This is a genomic window from Pantoea sp. Pa-EAmG (genome assembly GCF_030024295.1).
Taxonomy (GTDB): domain Bacteria; phylum Pseudomonadota; class Gammaproteobacteria; order Enterobacterales; family Enterobacteriaceae; genus Pantoea; species Pantoea dispersa.
Genome location: NZ_JASEWO010000026.1, coordinates 18,814 through 35,892, shown reverse-complemented (window position 1 = coordinate 35,892; position 17,079 = coordinate 18,814). Strand labels below are relative to the sequence as shown.

The 17,079-nt window shown below is 58.6% G+C and carries 17 protein-coding genes; 3 read left to right on the top strand and 14 right to left on the bottom strand.

Annotated elements, in window-relative coordinates; translation table 11 throughout:
* The 6 genes from QMM04_RS06025 to yceD form a co-directional block, all read right to left on the bottom strand.
* Nucleotides 1-500 (bottom strand): 3-oxoacyl-ACP reductase family protein (locus tag QMM04_RS06025; protein WP_282995824.1); only part of this gene is annotated, 500 nt, incomplete at its 3' end.
* A 10-nt stretch (nt 501-510) separates the two neighbouring features.
* Nucleotides 511-1,443, bottom strand: coding sequence for an ACP S-malonyltransferase (gene fabD, locus QMM04_RS06020; protein WP_058759472.1), 933 nt, complete (start codon nt 1,441-1,443; stop codon nt 511-513).
* A 16-nt stretch (nt 1,444-1,459) separates the two neighbouring features.
* A complete protein-coding gene (locus QMM04_RS06015; RefSeq protein WP_021506407.1) occupies nt 1,460-2,413 on the bottom strand; it encodes a beta-ketoacyl-ACP synthase III in 954 nt (317 codons plus the stop codon).
* Complete coding sequence (gene plsX / locus QMM04_RS06010; protein WP_282995823.1) at nt 2,414-3,454, bottom strand: phosphate acyltransferase PlsX; 1,041 nt, start codon at nt 3,452-3,454, stop codon at nt 2,414-2,416.
* Nucleotides 3,455-3,481: 27 nt separating this feature from the next.
* On the bottom strand, nt 3,482-3,652 hold the full coding sequence (gene rpmF / locus QMM04_RS06005) for a 50S ribosomal protein L32 (RefSeq protein WP_007885783.1): 171 nt from the start codon (nt 3,650-3,652) through the stop codon (nt 3,482-3,484).
* 14 nt (nt 3,653-3,666) lie between these two features.
* The gene (gene yceD / locus QMM04_RS06000; RefSeq protein WP_282995822.1) at nt 3,667-4,188 is read right to left on the bottom strand and encodes a 23S rRNA accumulation protein YceD; all 522 of its coding nucleotides are present in this window, start codon (nt 4,186-4,188) and stop codon (nt 3,667-3,669) included.
* A 140-nt stretch (nt 4,189-4,328) separates the two neighbouring features.
* On the opposite strand from yceD, the gene QMM04_RS05995 reads away from it, so the two are divergent.
* Nucleotides 4,329-4,913 carry a nucleoside triphosphate pyrophosphatase gene (locus QMM04_RS05995; RefSeq protein WP_031279273.1) on the top strand — a complete coding sequence of 195 codons (585 nt, stop codon included), beginning with the start codon at nt 4,329-4,331 and terminating at the stop codon, nt 4,911-4,913.
* A 10-nt stretch (nt 4,914-4,923) separates the two neighbouring features.
* On the opposite strand, the gene rluC is transcribed toward QMM04_RS05995, so the two are convergent.
* Complete coding sequence (gene rluC, locus QMM04_RS05990; RefSeq protein WP_021506411.1) at nt 4,924-5,883, bottom strand: 23S rRNA pseudouridine(955/2504/2580) synthase RluC; 960 nt, start codon at nt 5,881-5,883, stop codon at nt 4,924-4,926.
* 299 nt (nt 5,884-6,182) lie between these two features.
* Here rluC and QMM04_RS05985 point away from each other — a divergent pair, with 299 nt between their 5' ends.
* Together QMM04_RS05985 and rne are read left to right on the top strand one after the other, a co-directional pair.
* Nucleotides 6,183-6,392: a hypothetical protein gene (locus QMM04_RS05985; RefSeq protein WP_282995821.1), complete on the top strand. Its 210-nt coding sequence runs from the start codon at nt 6,183-6,185 to the stop codon at nt 6,390-6,392.
* Nucleotides 6,393-6,457: 65 nt separating this feature from the next.
* The gene (gene rne / locus QMM04_RS05980) at nt 6,458-9,745 is read left to right on the top strand and encodes a ribonuclease E (RefSeq protein WP_282995820.1); all 3,288 of its coding nucleotides are present in this window, start codon (nt 6,458-6,460) and stop codon (nt 9,743-9,745) included.
* Nucleotides 9,746-9,926: 181 nt separating this feature from the next.
* Here the strand turns inward: rne and flgL are convergent, their stop codons facing one another.
* The 7 genes from flgL to QMM04_RS05945 form a co-directional block, all read right to left on the bottom strand.
* Nucleotides 9,927-10,892, bottom strand: coding sequence for a flagellar hook-associated protein FlgL (gene flgL / locus QMM04_RS05975; protein WP_031279278.1), 966 nt, complete (start codon nt 10,890-10,892; stop codon nt 9,927-9,929).
* Nucleotides 10,893-10,909: 17 nt separating this feature from the next.
* Nucleotides 10,910-12,553 carry a flagellar hook-associated protein FlgK gene (gene flgK, locus QMM04_RS05970; protein ID WP_021506414.1) on the bottom strand — a complete coding sequence of 548 codons (1,644 nt, stop codon included), beginning with the start codon at nt 12,551-12,553 and terminating at the stop codon, nt 10,910-10,912.
* 116 nt (nt 12,554-12,669) lie between these two features.
* The gene (gene flgJ, locus QMM04_RS05965; protein ID WP_021506415.1) at nt 12,670-13,611 is read right to left on the bottom strand and encodes a flagellar assembly peptidoglycan hydrolase FlgJ; all 942 of its coding nucleotides are present in this window, start codon (nt 13,609-13,611) and stop codon (nt 12,670-12,672) included.
* Entirely contained in the window at nt 13,611-14,660 is a 1,050-nt protein-coding gene (locus tag QMM04_RS05960; protein WP_230201060.1) for a flagellar basal body P-ring protein FlgI, read from the bottom strand. The genes flgJ and QMM04_RS05960 overlap by 1 nt, the downstream gene beginning before the upstream one ends.
* Before the next feature lie 69 nt (nt 14,661-14,729).
* Nucleotides 14,730-15,440 (bottom strand): flagellar basal body L-ring protein FlgH, encoded by a 711-nt coding sequence (locus QMM04_RS05955; RefSeq protein ID WP_021506417.1) that lies wholly within the window; start codon nt 15,438-15,440, stop codon nt 14,730-14,732.
* 62 nt (nt 15,441-15,502) lie between these two features.
* Nucleotides 15,503-16,285 carry a flagellar basal-body rod protein FlgG gene (flgG, locus tag QMM04_RS05950; protein WP_021506418.1) on the bottom strand — a complete coding sequence of 261 codons (783 nt, stop codon included), beginning with the start codon at nt 16,283-16,285 and terminating at the stop codon, nt 15,503-15,505.
* A 17-nt stretch (nt 16,286-16,302) separates the two neighbouring features.
* Nucleotides 16,303-17,061 (bottom strand): flagellar basal body rod protein FlgF, encoded by a 759-nt coding sequence (locus QMM04_RS05945; RefSeq protein ID WP_021506419.1) that lies wholly within the window; start codon nt 17,059-17,061, stop codon nt 16,303-16,305.
* Between the last annotated feature and the right edge of the window lie 18 nt (nt 17,062-17,079).

The window sequence follows — 17,079 nt, the reverse complement described above, 5'->3', positions numbered from 1 at the left end:
CGCGCCAGTGATTTGCTAAAGCCAATCAAACCTGCTTTTGCTGCCGCATAGTTTGCCTGACCCGCGTTACCCATGGTTCCAACTACCGAACCGATGGTAATGATACGGCCCACGCGCTTTTTCATCATGGCACGCATGACCGCCTTCGACAGGCGGAACACCGATGTCAGGTTGGTATCGAGGATATCCGCCCACTCATCGTCTTTCATGCGCATCAGCAGATTGTCACGCGTAATGCCTGCATTATTGACCAAAATGTCAACTTCGCCAAATTCGGCGCGAACTTTCTCGAGCACGCTCTCAATAGAGGCCGCATCGGTCACGTTCAGCAGCAGACCTTTGCCCTTGTCGCCGAGGTAAGCACTGATGGCTTCCGCGCCGCTTTCGCTGGTGGCAGTACCCACCACTTTTGCACCGCGTGCCGCCAGCGTTTCCGCGATGGCACGTCCGATACCGCGGCTGGCGCCGGTCACCAGCGCTACTTTACCTTCAAAGCTCATGATTTTCCTCTTATTCCTGGCCAAGCGCCGCAGCCAGTGACGACGGATCGTTCACCGCTGCAGCCGTCAGGCTGTCCACAATTCGTTTGGTCAGGCCGGTCAGCACTTTACCCGGACCGATTTCCAGCAGTTCAGTCACGCCCTGTGCAGCAATAAATTCAACCGCCTCAGTCCAGCGCACCGGGCTGTACAGCTGACGCACCAGCGCGCTGCGAATCGCCGCGGCGTCGCTTTCGCACTTAACGTCAACGTTATTGACCACCGGTACCGACGGCGCATTGAAGGTCACGCTTTCCAGCGCCACCGCCAGCTTATCCGCCGCAGGTTTCATCAGCGCGCAGTGTGACGGCACGCTGACCGGCAGCGGCAGCGCGCGCTTGGCGCCGGCCGCTTTACAGGCGGCACCGGCACGTTCAACCGCTTCTTTATTGCCGGCGATAACCACCTGGCCCGGCGAGTTGAAGTTGACCGGCGAAACCACCTGGCCCTGCGCGCTCTCTTCACAGGCTTTGCGAATTGCCGCGTCGTCGAGACCGATAATCGCCTGCATGGCGCCCGTGCCTTCCGGCACCGCTTCCTGCATCAGTTTGCCGCGCAGTTCAACCAGCTTGATGGCGTCAGCAAAATTCAGCACGCCCGCACACACCAGTGCAGAGTATTCACCGAGGCTATGTCCGGCCATCAGCGCGGGCTGTGCGCCATTTTTGCTCTGCCAGACGCGATAAATCGCGACTGAGGCTGCCAGCAGCGCCGGCTGGGTCTGCCAGGTTTTGTTCAGCTCTTCAGCCGGACCCTGCTGGACCAGCTGCCATAAGTCGTAACCCAGCGCGTCAGAAGCTTCACGAAAAGTGGCTTCAACCTGTGGATTTTCCGCTGCCAGATCGGCCAGCATGCCGACGGTCTGCGATCCCTGTCCCGGGAAAACAAAAGCAATTTGCGTCATCTTGCGTTCCTGTCAATCAAAAGCGAACCAGCGCCGAGCCCCAGGTGAAACCGCCACCAAAGGCCTCGAGCAAAATCAGGTGTCCGGGCTTGATGCGGCCATCACGTACCGCTTCGTCCAGCGCGCTTGGCACCGACGCTGCCGAGGTGTTGCCGTGTCGATCCAGCGTCACCACCACTTTATCCATGCCCATGCCGAGCTTTTTGGCGGTGGCGCTGATGATGCGCAGGTTGGCCTGATGCGGCACCAGCCAGTCAAGCTGTTCACGATCGAGATTATTCGCCTGTAGCGTTTCATCGACGATATGCGCCAGCTCAGTGACCGCGACCTTAAACACTTCGTTGCCGGCCATGGTGAGGTAAGCCGGCTCATCCTGATGCGCGCGATCCTGGTACGGCAGCGTCAGCAGCTTACCGTAGCGGCCATCGGCATGCAGATGCGTGGAGAGGATGCCCGCTTCTTCGCTTGCGCCGAGCACCACGGCACCCGCGCCATCACCAAACAGGATGATGGTGCCGCGATCGTCAGGATCGAGGGTGCGAGCCAGCACATCCGCGCCGATCACCAGCGCGTGCTTCACCGCACCGTTTTTGATGTATTGATCGGCCACGCTCAGCGCATAGGTAAAGCCGGCACAGGCGGCGGCGAGATCGAAGGCGGCGCAGTCGTTGATTTCCAGCATCTGCTGGATCATGCACGCTGAGCTCGGGAAGGCATGGCTGGAAGAGGTGGTTGCCACGATGATCAGGCCAACGTCGCTGGCAGCTACGCCCGCCATTTCCAGCGCACGCTGGGCAGCGGTGAAGCCCATGCTGGCCACCGTTTCATCCGGTGCCGCAATGCGACGTTCACGAATACCGGTCCGGGTGACAATCCACTCGTCCGAAGTCTCCACCATTTTTTCCAGGTCCGCATTGCTGCGAACCTGCTCAGGCAAATAGCTGCCCGTACCGATAATTTTGGTAAACATCTACGCTTTGTCACTCCTGGCTAATACAGCGTCAAGGCGCGCAGCAATCCTCTCTGGGACTTGCCTTCGCACCGCCTGCTCTGCCTGCTCTATCGCCACGGCAAACGCACGTTGATTCGCCGCACCGTGGCTTTTGATCACTGTCCCGCGCAATCCTAACAGACAAGCGCCATTGTACTGGTCGGGGTTGAGATGACCGAAACGTTTAGCCAGGCGCTTTTGAATCCAGCGCCCGACCAGTTTCAACCACCAGGCCCGTTTTTTCCCATCCTCTGACGACTTGAGCAGAGAAAGAAACATTCTTACCACGCCTTCCATGGTTTTCAGCGTGACGTTGCCCACGAAGCCATCACAGACCAGCACATCCGTCTTGCCGGTGAGGAGATCGTTCCCCTCAAGGTAACCAATATAGTTGATCTGCGGCGAGGCCCGCAGCACCGCCGATGCGGCGCGAATCGTCTCCAGCCCCTTCGTCTCTTCCTGACCGATGTTGAGCAGCGCGACGCGCGGCTGGCTGATTTCCAGCACTTCTTCCGCCATCACCGCACCCATCACTGCAAACTGCACCAGCATTTCACTGTCGGAATCGACGTTAGCGCCCAGATCCAGCACCACCGTCTTGCCGTGCTGCTGATGTGGCAGCACGGTCATCAACGCCGGACGCTCAATGCCATCCAGCGGCTTCAGTAATAATTTTGCCAGGCCCATCAGCGCACCGGTATTGCCGGCACTGACGCACGCCTGCGCTTTCCCCTCTTTCACCAGCTCTAACGCCACGCGCATGGAGCTGCCGCGGCTGTTACGAATCGCCTGCGAGGGTTTGGCATCACTTGCAATAACCGATTCGGCAGGGATTACCTGCACACGCCCCAGTAACGAGGAATCCGCTTTGGCAAGAAATGACGAGATGATGTCGGGATCACCGACCAGAAGAAGAACCAGATGCGTATGAGAGGCCAGTGCCTGCAAGGATGCAGGCACTGTCACGCAGGGACCGAAATCCCCGCCCATGGCATCAACTGCCAGGGTCAAACGTGTCAAGGTATCGCCTTGCGTAACCGCAAAGAATTACTTGGTGATAACCTTGCGACCGCGGTAGTAACCATCCGCAGTGATATGGTGACGCAGATGAGTTTCACCAGAAACTTTATCTACTGACAGAGCTGCGGTGGTCAGCGCATCGTGCGAACGACGCATACCACGCTTAGAACGGGTTGGTTTATTCTGTTGTACGGCCATGGACCTTACTCCTATTACTTACGCTTTAAACTGGCTAATACGGCAAATGGATTTGGTTTTTCTGCCTCTGCAGGCAACTTCCCAAATACCATGTCCGCGTCGGACACTTCACAGTGTTCAGAATCATGCACCGGAACGACAGGCAGCGCGAGGATGAGTTCATCTTCGATGACTGCCAGCAAGTCGATTTCGCCGAAATCATTGATATCAACTGGCTCGTACGCTTCCGGCAGTGCCTCGGCCTGCTCATCAGAAGAGACAGGACTGAAGCAATAGCTTACGTGAACATGATGCGAAAACGACTGGTTGCAGCGTTGACATGACAGAGTCACCTGCGTTTCAGCTGTTCCCTCAAGAACCGCTAAGCGCTGGTTGTCAATCGCAAACGACATGGTGCATTCCACATCACTGTCCACACTCACGACCGTTTCGGCCAGGCGCGCCACCAATTCAGGTGCATACACACCTTGGTAATCAAGGCGCTTTTGCGCGGCGCGGGCCAGATCGATCGTCAGGGGTAATTTTACCTTTTGCATAGGGCGCGCATATTAACTTTGTAACGTCATAGAGTCAAAGAAAAAGGCCGGTTTACAGCATCTTTCACCCGTTAGTCGCATCCAGTGCGGCGCATAGTTTAAAATGCCTGTCATCTTTACGCTATCACTTCTGCAAAAAAATGATGACACCGCTGGTTTTAGCCTCAACCTCTCCGTTCCGTCAGGCGCTGCTGCGCAAGCTCGGCCTGCCGTTTATCACTGCCGCCCCTGAAAGCGATGAAACGCCGCTGCCGGGAGAAGCCGCGCCGCAGCTGGTGCAGCGTCTGGCCATCGCCAAAGCGCAGGCGCTGGCCGCGCGCTATCCTGCCCACTGGATCATTGGGTCCGATCAGGTCTGTGTACTGGATGGCCACATCGCCGGCAAGCCGCATACCGCAGAGAACGCCTGCCAGCAGCTGGCGCTGGCGAGCGGTAAAGCCATCACCTTTTATACCGGTCTGGCACTGATTCACCCTGCCAGCGCGCAGCAGCATGTGCTGTGTGAACCCTTTACCGTGCATTTTCGGCAACTGAGCGCGGCAGAGATTGCGCGCTACGTCGAGCTGGAGCAGCCGCTGCAGTGCGCCGGCAGTTTCAAAAGTGAGGGACTGGGGATTTGTCTGTTCGAACGGCTGGAGGGGCGCGATCCCAATAGCCTGATTGGCTTACCGCTGATCGCGCTGAATGGCCTGCTAAGGCAGGCGGGCATCAACCCGCTGAGCTGATGCCACGCTGTCAGGCTTTTTTCTGCTGGCGCAGCTGGGACAGGCAGTGCTTCAGTGCCTTATCCAGCGGCGCTTCCATACGCAGGCTTTCGCCGGTGTTGGGATGGGTAAACGTCAGTGCGGCAGCATGCAGGAACAGCCGCGCCAGACCGGTTGGTGCCAGCTGGCGATCGAATTCGCGATCGCCATAGCGATCGTCAAAGGCAATCGGGTGCCCGCCATGCAGGGTATGCACGCGAATCTGATGCGTACGTCCGGTCACCGGACTGGCTTTAACTAATGTCGCCAGGCCAAAACGTTCTTCAACTTTGAAGCGCGTTTCTGACGGCTTGCCCTCGGCGCTGACCCGCACCACGCGCTCGCCGCTTTGCAGAATGTTTTTCAGCAGCGGCGCCTGCACCACTTTCAGGTGCGATGGCCAGTCGCCGCGCACCAGCGCCAGATAATCCTTCTGCATGCCCTTCTCACGCAGCTGCTCGTGCAGTGAACGCAGCGCCGAGCGCTTCTTCGCCACCAGCAAAATGCCGGACGTGTCACGATCGAGACGGTGCACCAGTTCCAGGAAACGCGCCTCCGGGCGCAGCGCGCGCAGCCCTTCAATCACGCCGAAGCTCAGCCCGCTGCCGCCGTGCACCGCGGTGCCGGACGGTTTGTTCAGCACCAGCAGATAATCGTCTTCATACAGAATGCACGACTCCAGCGCCGCCACTTTATCCAGTTTGGGCGACACTGCCTGCTCTTCACGCTCGGCCACGCGCACCGGCGGCACGCGCACTTCGTCGCCGTCTTCCAGCTTATATTCAGGTTTTACGCGCTTCTTATTCACCCGCACCTCGCCTTTACGCAGAATGCGGTAAATCATGCTTTTCGGCACTCCTTTCAGCTGGGTGCGCAAAAAGTTATCAATGCGTTGACCGGCATTTTCAGCCGTGATGGCGACAAACTGTACGCCGGGATTCTCTGTTTTCATGGCGGCGATTCTAAATAGTGTCCCCGGATAGCGCCACCCCTTTTTCTGTGCTTAACTCTGACTTTATCGCCGCGTTACGCGGCCAGAATGCTGGCTTTTTCAACGATGCGATGATTACTCCTGCAAATGAACAGGTTAAGGATGCACAAACTTCACAGCTCGGCAAAAGTCGCCTTGCTATATGTTGGTGAGCAATGGAATAATGCAGGGGTTTCTGTCCTGGAAAGAGTCAGGCAGGAAAAAGAGCGAAATTAAGGTATTTTGCCGGATGAAACTGACACGCAGCAATGGCGTAAGACGTGATGTTTAATCAGGCACTTAGCGGGCTGCGGGTTGCGGCCTGGACGACAGACTGGGATGTGTGGATTTTTGAATACTCTGTAGCACTTCCACCTTCAGGCGCTGGTTTTCCTTATGAAAAACAGGCCACCGACAAGATTTGCGCCTCTTTAGCCGACGACAACCGTGAGGTTGACGGCAGTGCATTAAGACACGAGGCCATCGGTTGATTCTCGTCCATGGGTAACGATGCCCGCAGCTTTATCACTCATGTGAGAATAACGAGTAAGTCACGATGAAAAGAATGTTAATTAACGCAACTCAGCAGGAGGAGTTGCGCGTTGCCCTTGTTGATGGACAACGTCTGTACGATCTGGATATCGAAAGCCCCGGACACGAGCAGAAAAAAGCCAACATCTACAAAGGTAAAATCACCCGTGTTGAACCCAGCCTCGAAGCGGCATTTGTCGATTACGGTGCTGAACGCCACGGTTTCCTCCCTCTGAAAGAAATTTCCCGCGAATACTTCCCTGCTAATTACAACGCGCATGGCCGTCCGAACATCAAAGATGTGCTGCGTGAAGGCCAGGAAGTGATCGTACAAATCGATAAAGAGGAGCGCGGTAATAAAGGGGCAGCACTGACCACCTTTATTTCGCTGGCCGGTAGCTATCTGGTGCTGATGCCCAACAACCCGCGCGCCGGCGGCATTTCCCGCCGTATCGAAGGTGACGACCGTACCGAGCTGAAAGAGGCGCTGTCAGCGCTGGAGCTGCCGGACGGCATGGGCCTGATCGTGCGTACCGCTGGCGTTGGCAAATCTGCCGAATCGCTGCAGTGGGACCTCAGCTTCCGTCTGAAGCACTGGGAAGCCATCAAAAAAGCCGCAGACAGCCGCCCGGCACCGTTCCTGATTCATCAGGAAAGTAACGTGATTGTGCGCGCCTTCCGCGACTACCTGCGTCAGGATATCGGTGAAATCCTTATCGATAACCCGAAAGTGCTGGAGCTGGCGCGTCAGCACATCGCCGCGCTCGGTCGTCCGGACTTCAGCAGCAAAATCAAACTGTACACCGGTGAAATTCCGCTGTTCAGCCACTACCAGATCGAATCGCAGATTGAATCGGCGTTCCAGCGCGAAGTGCGTCTGCCGTCCGGCGGTTCTATCGTTATCGACAGCACCGAAGCGCTGACTGCCATCGATATCAACTCCGCCCGCGCGACACGCGGTGGCGATATCGAAGAGACCGCCTTCAACACCAACCTGGAAGCCGCCGACGAGATTGCCCGTCAGCTGCGTCTGCGCGACCTCGGTGGTCTGATTGTTATCGACTTCATCGATATGACGCCTGTGCGCCATCAGCGCGCCGTGGAAAACCGTCTGCGTGAAGCGGTACGTCAGGACCGGGCGCGTATCCAGATCAGCCACATTTCACGATTTGGTCTGCTGGAGATGTCGCGTCAGCGCCTCAGCCCGTCACTGGGTGAGTCCAGCCATCACGTCTGCCCGCGCTGTAGCGGTACCGGCACCATTCGTGATAACGAATCGCTGTCGCTGTCGATCCTGCGTCTGATTGAAGAAGAAGCGCTGAAAGACAACACCAAAGAAGTGCACGCCATTGTGCCGGTTCAGGTGGCCTCTTACCTGCTGAACGAAAAACGTGAAGCGGTCAGTGCGATTGAGAAACGTCAGGGCGGCGTGCGTGCCATCATCGTGCCAAACGATCAGATGGAAACGCCGCACTACTCGGTGCTGCGCGTGCGCAAAGGTGAAGAGACGCAAACCCTCTCCTATCACCTGCCGAAACTGCATGAAGCTGAGATGGCGCTGCCTTCGGAAGAAGAGCACGCTGAGCGTCGTCGTCCGGAGCAGCCTGCACTGGCCGCCTTCGTGATGCCGGATGCACCACCGGCTCCGGTTGAAGTGAGCGAAGAGAGCCAGCCGGCAGCGGTTGACGTCAAAGCCAAACCGGCGGTCGCAGCACCCGCGACGGTCAGCACCGGTTTTGTTGCGCGCCTGCTGGGTGGCCTGAAAAAACTGTTTGCCGGTGATGCGCCCGCCGCAGCCCCTGCTGAAGAGAAGACCGAAGCGAAAACGGCTGACGGTGAGAATACGCAGCAGCGTGGTGAGCGTCGTAACAATCGCCGCAACAACAATCGCCGCGAGCGCACGCCGCGCAACGGTGAGCATGCGCAGAGCCGTGAAGGCCGTGAGCCACGTGAAGCGCGCGAGCCGCGTGAACCCCGTGAGCCTCGAGAAGCCCGCGAGCCACGCGATCAGGATAACCGCCGTAACAAGCGTCAGAATGACGCGCGCGGTGAGCGTCCGGCGCTGACTGAAGAGCAACTGCAGCAGCGTGATGAGCAGCAGCAACAGCGTCGCGAACAGCGTGCTGAGCGCCAGCGTCGTCGTCAGGAAGAGAAGCGTGCGCAGCAGGAACCACAAGTTGCTGAGCAGGTGCCTGTTGTAGATAGCGTTGATGACAGCGTTGCGCAGGAAGACGAACGCGTTCAGGTTATGCCGCGTCGCAAACAACGCCAGCTCAGTCAGCGCGTGCGCGTAGGTGACAACGCTGACGCGATGCCTGCTGAGCTGCCTGCCGCTGCCGTTACTGAAGCGGTGCAGGAAAACAGCCAGCGCGCCCAGCTGAAAGAGCAAGCCGAAACCGCTCAGGATGAGCAGGATGACAGCGAGAACCGTGACGGGGCCAACATGCCGCGCCGTTCACGTCGCTCACCGCGTCATCTGCGCGTCAGCGGTCAGCGTCGTCGTCGCTATCGTGACGAGCGTTACCCTACGCAGTCTGCGATGCCGCTGGAAACAGCAGCTGCCTCACCAGAGATGGCGTCAGGCAAAGTGTGGATCACCTATCCGGTCACGCAGACTCACGAGCACTTCACTTCTAACCAGGCGCTGAACGAAATGCCAGACTATGGCTATCAGGATGCCGCGCCGGCGGAAGAACTGCCTGTGGCTGTCGAAGCCGCTGCCGTGGCACAGCCCGAAACGCCAGCGCCAGAAGTGGTGCATCAGGCTGAACCGCAGGCGCACACTGAGGTGCCGGTGGTGAATACTGATGACCTGACGCCAGTGGCGGCACCGGTTGATCACCAGCCAGCAGTGATTTCCGCAGCCGATGAAGCAGTTGCACAGGAAACCGCAGCAGAAGCGCAACCGGCTGTTACGCCTGCCGAAGAGACGCCGCCAGTGGTTACCGAAGTGGTTACCGAAGCGGTTAGCGCAGCGGAACAGGCTCCGATCGAGGTGTCACCCGCGGTTGAAGCGCAGGTAGAAGAAGTGCTGTCCGCGCCGGTAGCGGCCGAAGCACCAGTCGCGCCGGTCACCGAACCGCACGCACCGGTTGCCGCCCGTGATACCGGGGTCAGCCATGCTGAGACCCGCTTTAAGCATCACGCTACGGCGCCGATGACCAAAGCACCGGCACCGGCATGGGAACCTGAGCCCGTGCGCCACAGTGACTGGGTCCGTCCGGCCTTCAACTTTGAAGGACGCGGTTCAGCCGGTGGTCACAGTGCCACGCATCAGGCTACCGCACCGGCTACCCGTCCGGAAAGCGCGTAAGTCTCTGCTGTAGAACATTACCGTATCCAAACCCCGGCTGGTCCGGGGTTTTTTATTGCCCGCATTCTCCCCTCCCACCTGACTGAACACTCTGAATAAAAGCCAAAAAAAATCCCACGGCCCTCGCAGGCAGTGGGAAAAACTAAGCGTACCCGGTTTAAGTACGCTCAAACAGTCAGGTTTATTTATTCATCTGGAACAACGACATCTTCGACATATCGCTGAAGGTGGTGTACGACGCCTGCAGTAGCTGCTGCTGCATGGTGTAGGTAGAAATGGCTTCGGTGTAATCGACGTTAACCAGCGTGCTCATCTGATCTTTCAGCGTCACCTTGCGGTCGTCACCTTTTGCATCCAGCGTATCCAGTTCGTCCAGCTGGGTACCAATTTCAGAACGCACCGCCAGCACATTGTTCAGCGAGTTGCTGAAGCCACGGTTGGCCTTGTCCATCGCCGCGCTGAAGGTCTGTTTAGTGGCATCGTCAGCGTCATTCTGCGGCACTTTCAGCGCCGCAATGGCGTCATCCAGCATATCGAACAGGTTAGTCTGGCTGGCGCTGCCATCCGGCTCCGGCTTGGCGTTGCTGGTCAGCTGGTCAAAAATTGAATTACCGGTATGGCCCACCGTCATGGTGCGTTCGCTGTCGACTTTCTGGGTGATCGCGTCGCTGCCACCGCTATAGATGATTTTACCGCTGGCATCTTCGGTGAACGGCGGCTTGTCGGACTCATAGCCGGCAAACAGGTAGCGGCCGTTCCCGTCTTTGCTGTTGGCCAGGTTGAGCAGCTGCGAGCGAATGCCCTCCAGCTGGGTAGCATAAGACGCACGGTCATCGTCACTCAGCGAGCCGTTACCGGCGCTGATCAGCGTGGATTGCGCCGACTGAATCGCCGTCGTGACATCACTCAGCGTGCTCTCTTCCAGCGACAGTCCCTGATTTGCGAACGAACGCGCCAGCGCAAACTGGCTGTCGCGCGCCTGCGTCTGCGACAGCACCACAGCGCGCGAAGCGGCGATCGGATCGTCAGACGGATTGGTCACGCGGCGACCGGTTGACAGTTGTTCACCCGCTTTCAGCCAGGAGGATTGCGCGTCAGTGACGCCGCGCACCTGCTGGTCGAAAATCATATTGGTACTGAGTCTCATCGGTCAGGCCTCCCGTATTAACCGCGAATGCTCATCAGAGCATCGAAAATGGTATTGGCGGTTTGCAGTACCTGCGCGTTCGCCATGTAAAATTGCTGATATTTGCTCAGGTTGGCGTACTCTTCGTCGAGGTTTACGCCAGAAACCGACTGCTGACGTTCGGTCAGCTGCGTCACCACGCCCTTCTGGGTGGTAGCGGCGGTTTCGAGGTTTTTGGTTTTGTTGCCGACGGTGCTCACCAGGCTGGCATAACCCTGCGCCAGCGTGGCGTTACCGTTAATCAGTTTGGCATCCTGCAGGTCCAGCAGCTTTTGCGCGTTACGGTTATCGCTGGCGCCACCCGCAGCCGAAGCTGCCGCGATCTGCGATTCACTGGTGATAGCCACTGACATGCCGCTAATCACATCCTGCACCGGTTTGACCAGGAAGCTGTCTTTGGCGTTAGCCGTTCCATTTACCGTTAATGACAGTCCGTCAAAGCTCATGGTGGTATTGCCGGCACCGTCGCTGCCCATGGTCGGCGTCACTTTCACGTTGTCCGAAAGACGCGTCACCGACCAGTTGCTGCCGTCATAGCTCACGCTGTAGTTAGAGGCTTTCATCGCCCCGGTATCGGTCCAGCTGGCACTGACGGTAGCGGCAGAGGTGTTTTTGCTGTTGGTCACCACTGTCGGGCTACCAATATTGAAGAAGTTGATGCCGGTGTTGCCTTTGCTGTCATAGCCCTGGCTGTGCACCTGGTTGAAGCTGGTGGTGAATGCCGCTGCCAGCTGCCCGAGCTGGTTCTGCGCGTTATCCAGATCCTGGGTACGGAACGCCAGCAGGCCCCCGAGCGAACCGGTGGTCAGCGTTTTTTCCGGGATCTCAACGTTACCGGCCTGCTTATCGACATAGCCCACGGTAATGCGCGACGCATCGCTGCTGGAAGGCATGGCGATCAGCGAGGTGGTTTTGCTGCCGTTGACCAGCGTGGTGTTACCCATCGAGACGATATAGTTACCGTCCTGCTGCGACACGTTAACACCGACCAGGCCATTCAGGTTATTGACCAGCTGATCGCGCTGATCGAGCAGGTCGTTAGGCGCAGAGCCGCCGCCGGTGGTCAGCTTGGCGATCTGCGTGTTGAGATCGGCAATCTGGCTGGAGTAAGTGTTGATCTGCTCGACGCTGGCTTTGATGTCCGTATTGACGCTGTTTTGCATGCTGGTCAGATACTGTGCGGTGGTCTGGAACTGGTTTACCAGTCCCTGCGCATAGCTCAGCATAGACTGGCGCGCAGAAGGATCGTCCGCGTTACTCACCACGTTCTGCACGTTAGTGAAAAAGCTCTGAATCGAGTCAGACAGGCTGGTGGTCGACGTCGACAGCAGATCATCAATATTCGAAATCTGGTTGTACTGTGAATTGACTGCGCTGTAGTTGGCGCTGTTACCGCGCAGCTGGGCGGTAATAAACTCATCGTATTCACGCTGCACGCCGGTCACGTTGACGCCGTTGCCATAATAGTTGCTGCCCTGCAGCGTGCTGTTGGCCTGCGACAGCAAAATCGTCTGGCGCGAATAACCGGCCACGGTGTAATTACTGATGTTGTTACTGGTGGTGCTTAATGCGGCCTGTGCGGCGCTCAGCCCGCTCATCGCGGAGTTAATTATGCTGGACATCTCGGTTCCTTTTTCCCGTTAACCGGGCTGGCAGTCATCAGTGCGATTGCGCGGGCCACAACGCCCGCGGCATGTGAAGGTTATCGGCGTGCTTAAGCGAAACTTGAGCAGAAAAATCAGAACAGGTCGGTGAAATCCTGGCTGTAAGCCTTAACCACTTTTTCGCCCATGTTTTTGAATTGCTGGATCATTCCTACCAGTTTCTGCGCATATTTCGGGTCAGTCGCGTAGCCGGCCGCCTGCAGCGCGCGCGCACCCTGCTCGGCGCTCGGTGCGTTCGCCACCGCCGCATAACGTGGATTACTGGAAATCAACCGGACGTAGTCGCTGAGCGCTTCGAAATAGGAGCCATAAACGCGGAAGGTGGCGCGCACTTTCTTCGCTTCACCGCCCTCGTATTCCGTGGTCATGATGTCGGTGGTTTCGCCCTTCCAGTCGCCGCTGGCTTTGATCCCGAACACGTTGTAGCTCGGCTTGCCGTCGCGCGTCAGGATCTGCCGCTGGCCCCAGCCGGACTCCAGTGCCGCCTGCGCCAGAATCAGATGGTGAGGAATGCCGCTCTGCTGGCTGGCCACTTTCGCCGGCTGCGCCAGCTGGGCGATAAACTCATTGCTGTCACCCGGCAGGCTGGCCGGCGAGACCGGCAGACGCGGCACCGCTTTGCGCACCATCTGCTCCAGCTGCGTGGGCGCCATACTGCTATAGATGAAGCTGTTATCCAGTTTCATCGGCACGGTACCGGCGCTTTCGTCCGGTGCCTGCGCTGGCTGCATCTGTTTGACAATGGTGTCGGCCAGACCCAGCCCGCGCTTGCCGATTTCCTGCGCAATCTGCTGATCGTACAGCGAGGTGTAAAGCCGCGTCTGATCGTTGCTCAGCATGCCATCCTGCGGCAGCGCTTCACGCATGCTCTTCAGCATCATCTGCACGAACATCCCTTCGACCTGCTTCGCCACCTGCAGCGCTTTGCCTTTCGGATCCACGGCAGCCTGGCGTTTCAGTTCGTTCAGCGAGCGGCTGTCATACGCCGCGTTCATCAGCGATTGCGTATCGGTCATCAGATAATTTCCAGCTTCGCGCGCAGGCAGCCCGCGCTCTCCATCGATTGCAGAATCGACATCAGCTCAATCGGTGTCGCACCCAGCGCATTCAGCGCCCGCACTACGTTGTTCAGGTTGGCACTGGCGTTAACCCGCTGCAGCGCGCCACCGCTCTGACGCAGATCGATCTGCGTTTGCGTGGTGGCAACCGTCTGACCACCGGCAAACGGCGTATCCGGCTGGCTGACGTTCTGCTGCTGATTAACCGTGACCGACAGGTTGCCCTGCGCCACCGCACAGGTGTTGAGCGTCACTTCGCGATTCATCACCACTGAACCGGTGCGCGAGTTAATGATCACTTTGGCGTCTTCCAGCGGTACCGACACGTCGATGTTCTGGATCTCCGCCAGCAGACGTACCTGCGAGCTGTTGTTTGGCGACACGCGAATTTGCACGGTACGGGCGTCCAGCGGCAGCGCTGACCCTACGCCACGGCTGTTGATGGCATCGGCGATGCGCTGCGCCATAGTGAAATCTTCGTTGTTAAGCTGCAGGTTGATGGTGTTCTGGCTGCCGAAGTTGCTCTGCAGCTCGCGCTCGACGGTGGCGCCACCGGTAATGCGGCCGCCGTTGAGCTGGTTAACCTGTACGCTGCTGCCACCGGCCGAGGCGCCCGCCCCGCCGACCAGGATGTTACCCTGCGCCAGCGCGTAAACCTGGTTATCGACGCCCTTCAGCGGCGTCATCAGCAGCGTACCGCCGCGCAAGCTTTTGGCGTTACCCAGTGAGGACACCACCACATCAACCGTCTGTCCCTGACGGGCAAACGACGGCAGTTTGGCGGTGACCATCACCGCCGCCACGTTTTTCAGCTGCATGTTGGTGCCAGCAGGCACGGTGATGCCCAGCTGCGACAGCATGTTACTCACCGTTTGCGTGGTGAACGGCGTCTGGGTGGTCTGGTCACCGGTGCCATCAAGGCCAACCACCAGACCGTAACCAATCAGCTGGTTATCGCGTACGCCCTGCACGCTGGTGAGATCGCGGATGCGATCGGCCTGCGCCATCAGGCTGCTGATGCCGAGCAACAGGCCCAGGCCCAAACGCAGCAGTGTAGTGTTTTTCATCATGACCTCTTACATCGGCGAGACGTTCAGGAAGAAGCGCTGGAACCAGCCCATGGTCTGCGCCTCATTGATATAACCGTTACCGACGTACTCAATACGTGCATCGGCGACCTGCGTTGACAGCACCGCGTTGCTGGCGCTGATGGTGCGCGGGTTCACTACGCCAGAGAAGCGAATGAATTCGGTGCCCTGGTTGATTTCAATCTGTTTCTCGCCGACCACGCGCAGGTTGCCGTTCGACAGCACCTGGTTAACGGTGACGGTGATGGTGCCGGTAAAGGTGTTGTTGGCGGTCGCGCCACCTTTGCCAGCGAAATCGTTTTTGCCGTTGGCGTCGAGCGCGGCTTTTTCGCCGCCGGCACCCACCAGTCCGGCCAGGCCGGTTGGGATGGCGCTCAGGCCAAAACTGTTGCTGCCGTCGCGGCTGGCATTGGCTGAAGAGCTTTTGCTGGCGCTGACGTTTTCCTGCAGCGTAATGGTCAGGGTGTCACCAATGTTACGTGGACGACGATCCTCAAACAGCGGCTGATAGCCGTAGTTGAGCGGCGCCACGCCCTGAAAAATGGAACCGTTCACCACCGGCGGTGCGGATGGCGTCGGCTCAGCCGTCGTCGCACCCTGTACCAGTGGCGTGCGCGGCACCAGCGCACAACCGTTAAGGGTCAGTAGCAGCGTGGCTACTAACCAATGCCCAGGCTTGAGAATCACTTGCTTCGCCACGGAGTTCTGACCTTTTTCATGTTCTTAATCGGGCCAGACGCGCTGGCCCAACGATCCCGGCATTACAGCTGGGTTAACTTCTGCAGCATCTGATCGGAGGTGCTGATCGCTTTGCTGTTGATCTCATAAGCGCGCTGCGTCTGGATCATGGTCACCAGCTCTTCCGCCACGTTGACGTTGGAGGTTTCCACGTAACCCTGATACAGCAGACCGGCCCCGTTCTGGCCCGGCGTGCTTTCGGTCGGCGCACCGGAGGCCTGGGTTTCCTGATAGAGGTTTTCCCCGACGCTATCCAGTCCGGCATCGTTCATGAAGGTGCTGAGTGTCAGCTGGCCAACCTGCGCCGGCTGCGTCTGCCCCTGCTGTGTCACCGTCACCACGCCGTCACGCGCAATGGTGATGCTGGTGGCATTCGCCGGAATAGTAATGCCTGGCTGCACCGGGAAACCGGCGTTGGTCACCAGCTGGCCGTTCTGGTCCACCTGGAAAGAGCCGTCGCGGGTATACGCCGACGTACCGTCCGGCATCTGCACCTGAAAATAGCCCTGACCGTTGATCGCCACATCTTTTGAGTTGCTGGTCTGCGACAGGTTGCCCTGATTGTGCAGACGTTCGGTGGTCACCGGACGCACACCGGTACCGATCTGCAGGCCCGACGGCAGCGTGGTCTGTTCTGACGACTGCGCACCCGGCTGACGCAGGGTCTGGTACATCAGGTCTTCGAACACCGCGCGTGAACGCTTAAAGCCGTTGGTGCTGACGTTCGCCAGGTTGTTGGCGATGACGTCCATGTTGGTCTGCTGTGCGTCAAGACCGGTTTTCGCGATCCATAAAGAACGAATCATTGTGTTTTCCTTAAGCCTTAGCTGCTCATATTGAGCAGCTGATTAGCCCGCTGTTCGTTTTCATCGACGTTGGAGATCACTTTCATCTGCATCTCGAAACGTCGGGCGTTGGCGATCATGTCGACCATGGTTTCCACGGGCTTCACGTTGCTGCCCTCCAGCACGCCCGGCATCACCTGCACGGTCGCGTCATTCGGCAGCGCCGCGCCGCGCTGTGCCTGAGTGGCGGCGTTGGGACGGAACATGCCGTCATCACCGCGCGTCAGTTCCTGGCCTGTGGCACGTACCAGCTTCAGCCGTCCGAGCTGCACCGTGGCGTTCGGCGCGTCACCGGCGTTAAGCGCGGTGATGGAGCCGTCGGCGGCAATGGTCAGTTGCGCGCCCTGCGGCACGGCAATCGGACCGCCATCGCCCATCACGGGATTGCCCTGAATGGTCAGCTGGCCGGTCGGGCTGATCTGCATGTTACCGTTGCGGGTATAAGCTTCGCTGCCGTCAGCGGTACGCACCGCCAGCCAGCCATCCTGCTGCACCGCCACATCGAGCGGACGCTCGGTATAATCGAGCGAGCCCTGCGACATATCGGCCCCCGGTGTGGAAGCGGCGACCAGCGTACGTGTTGGCAGCGACCAGCCGTTGACCGGCACCGCGCGCAGCGCATTGAGCTGAGCGCGAAAGCCCGGCGTCGAGGCGTTGGCGAGGTTGCTGGCGGTGACAGACTGTTGCTCCATCGTCTGACTGGCCGCGCCCATCGCGGTATATATTGCGTGATCCATAAAGCAATCCCGTTAGCG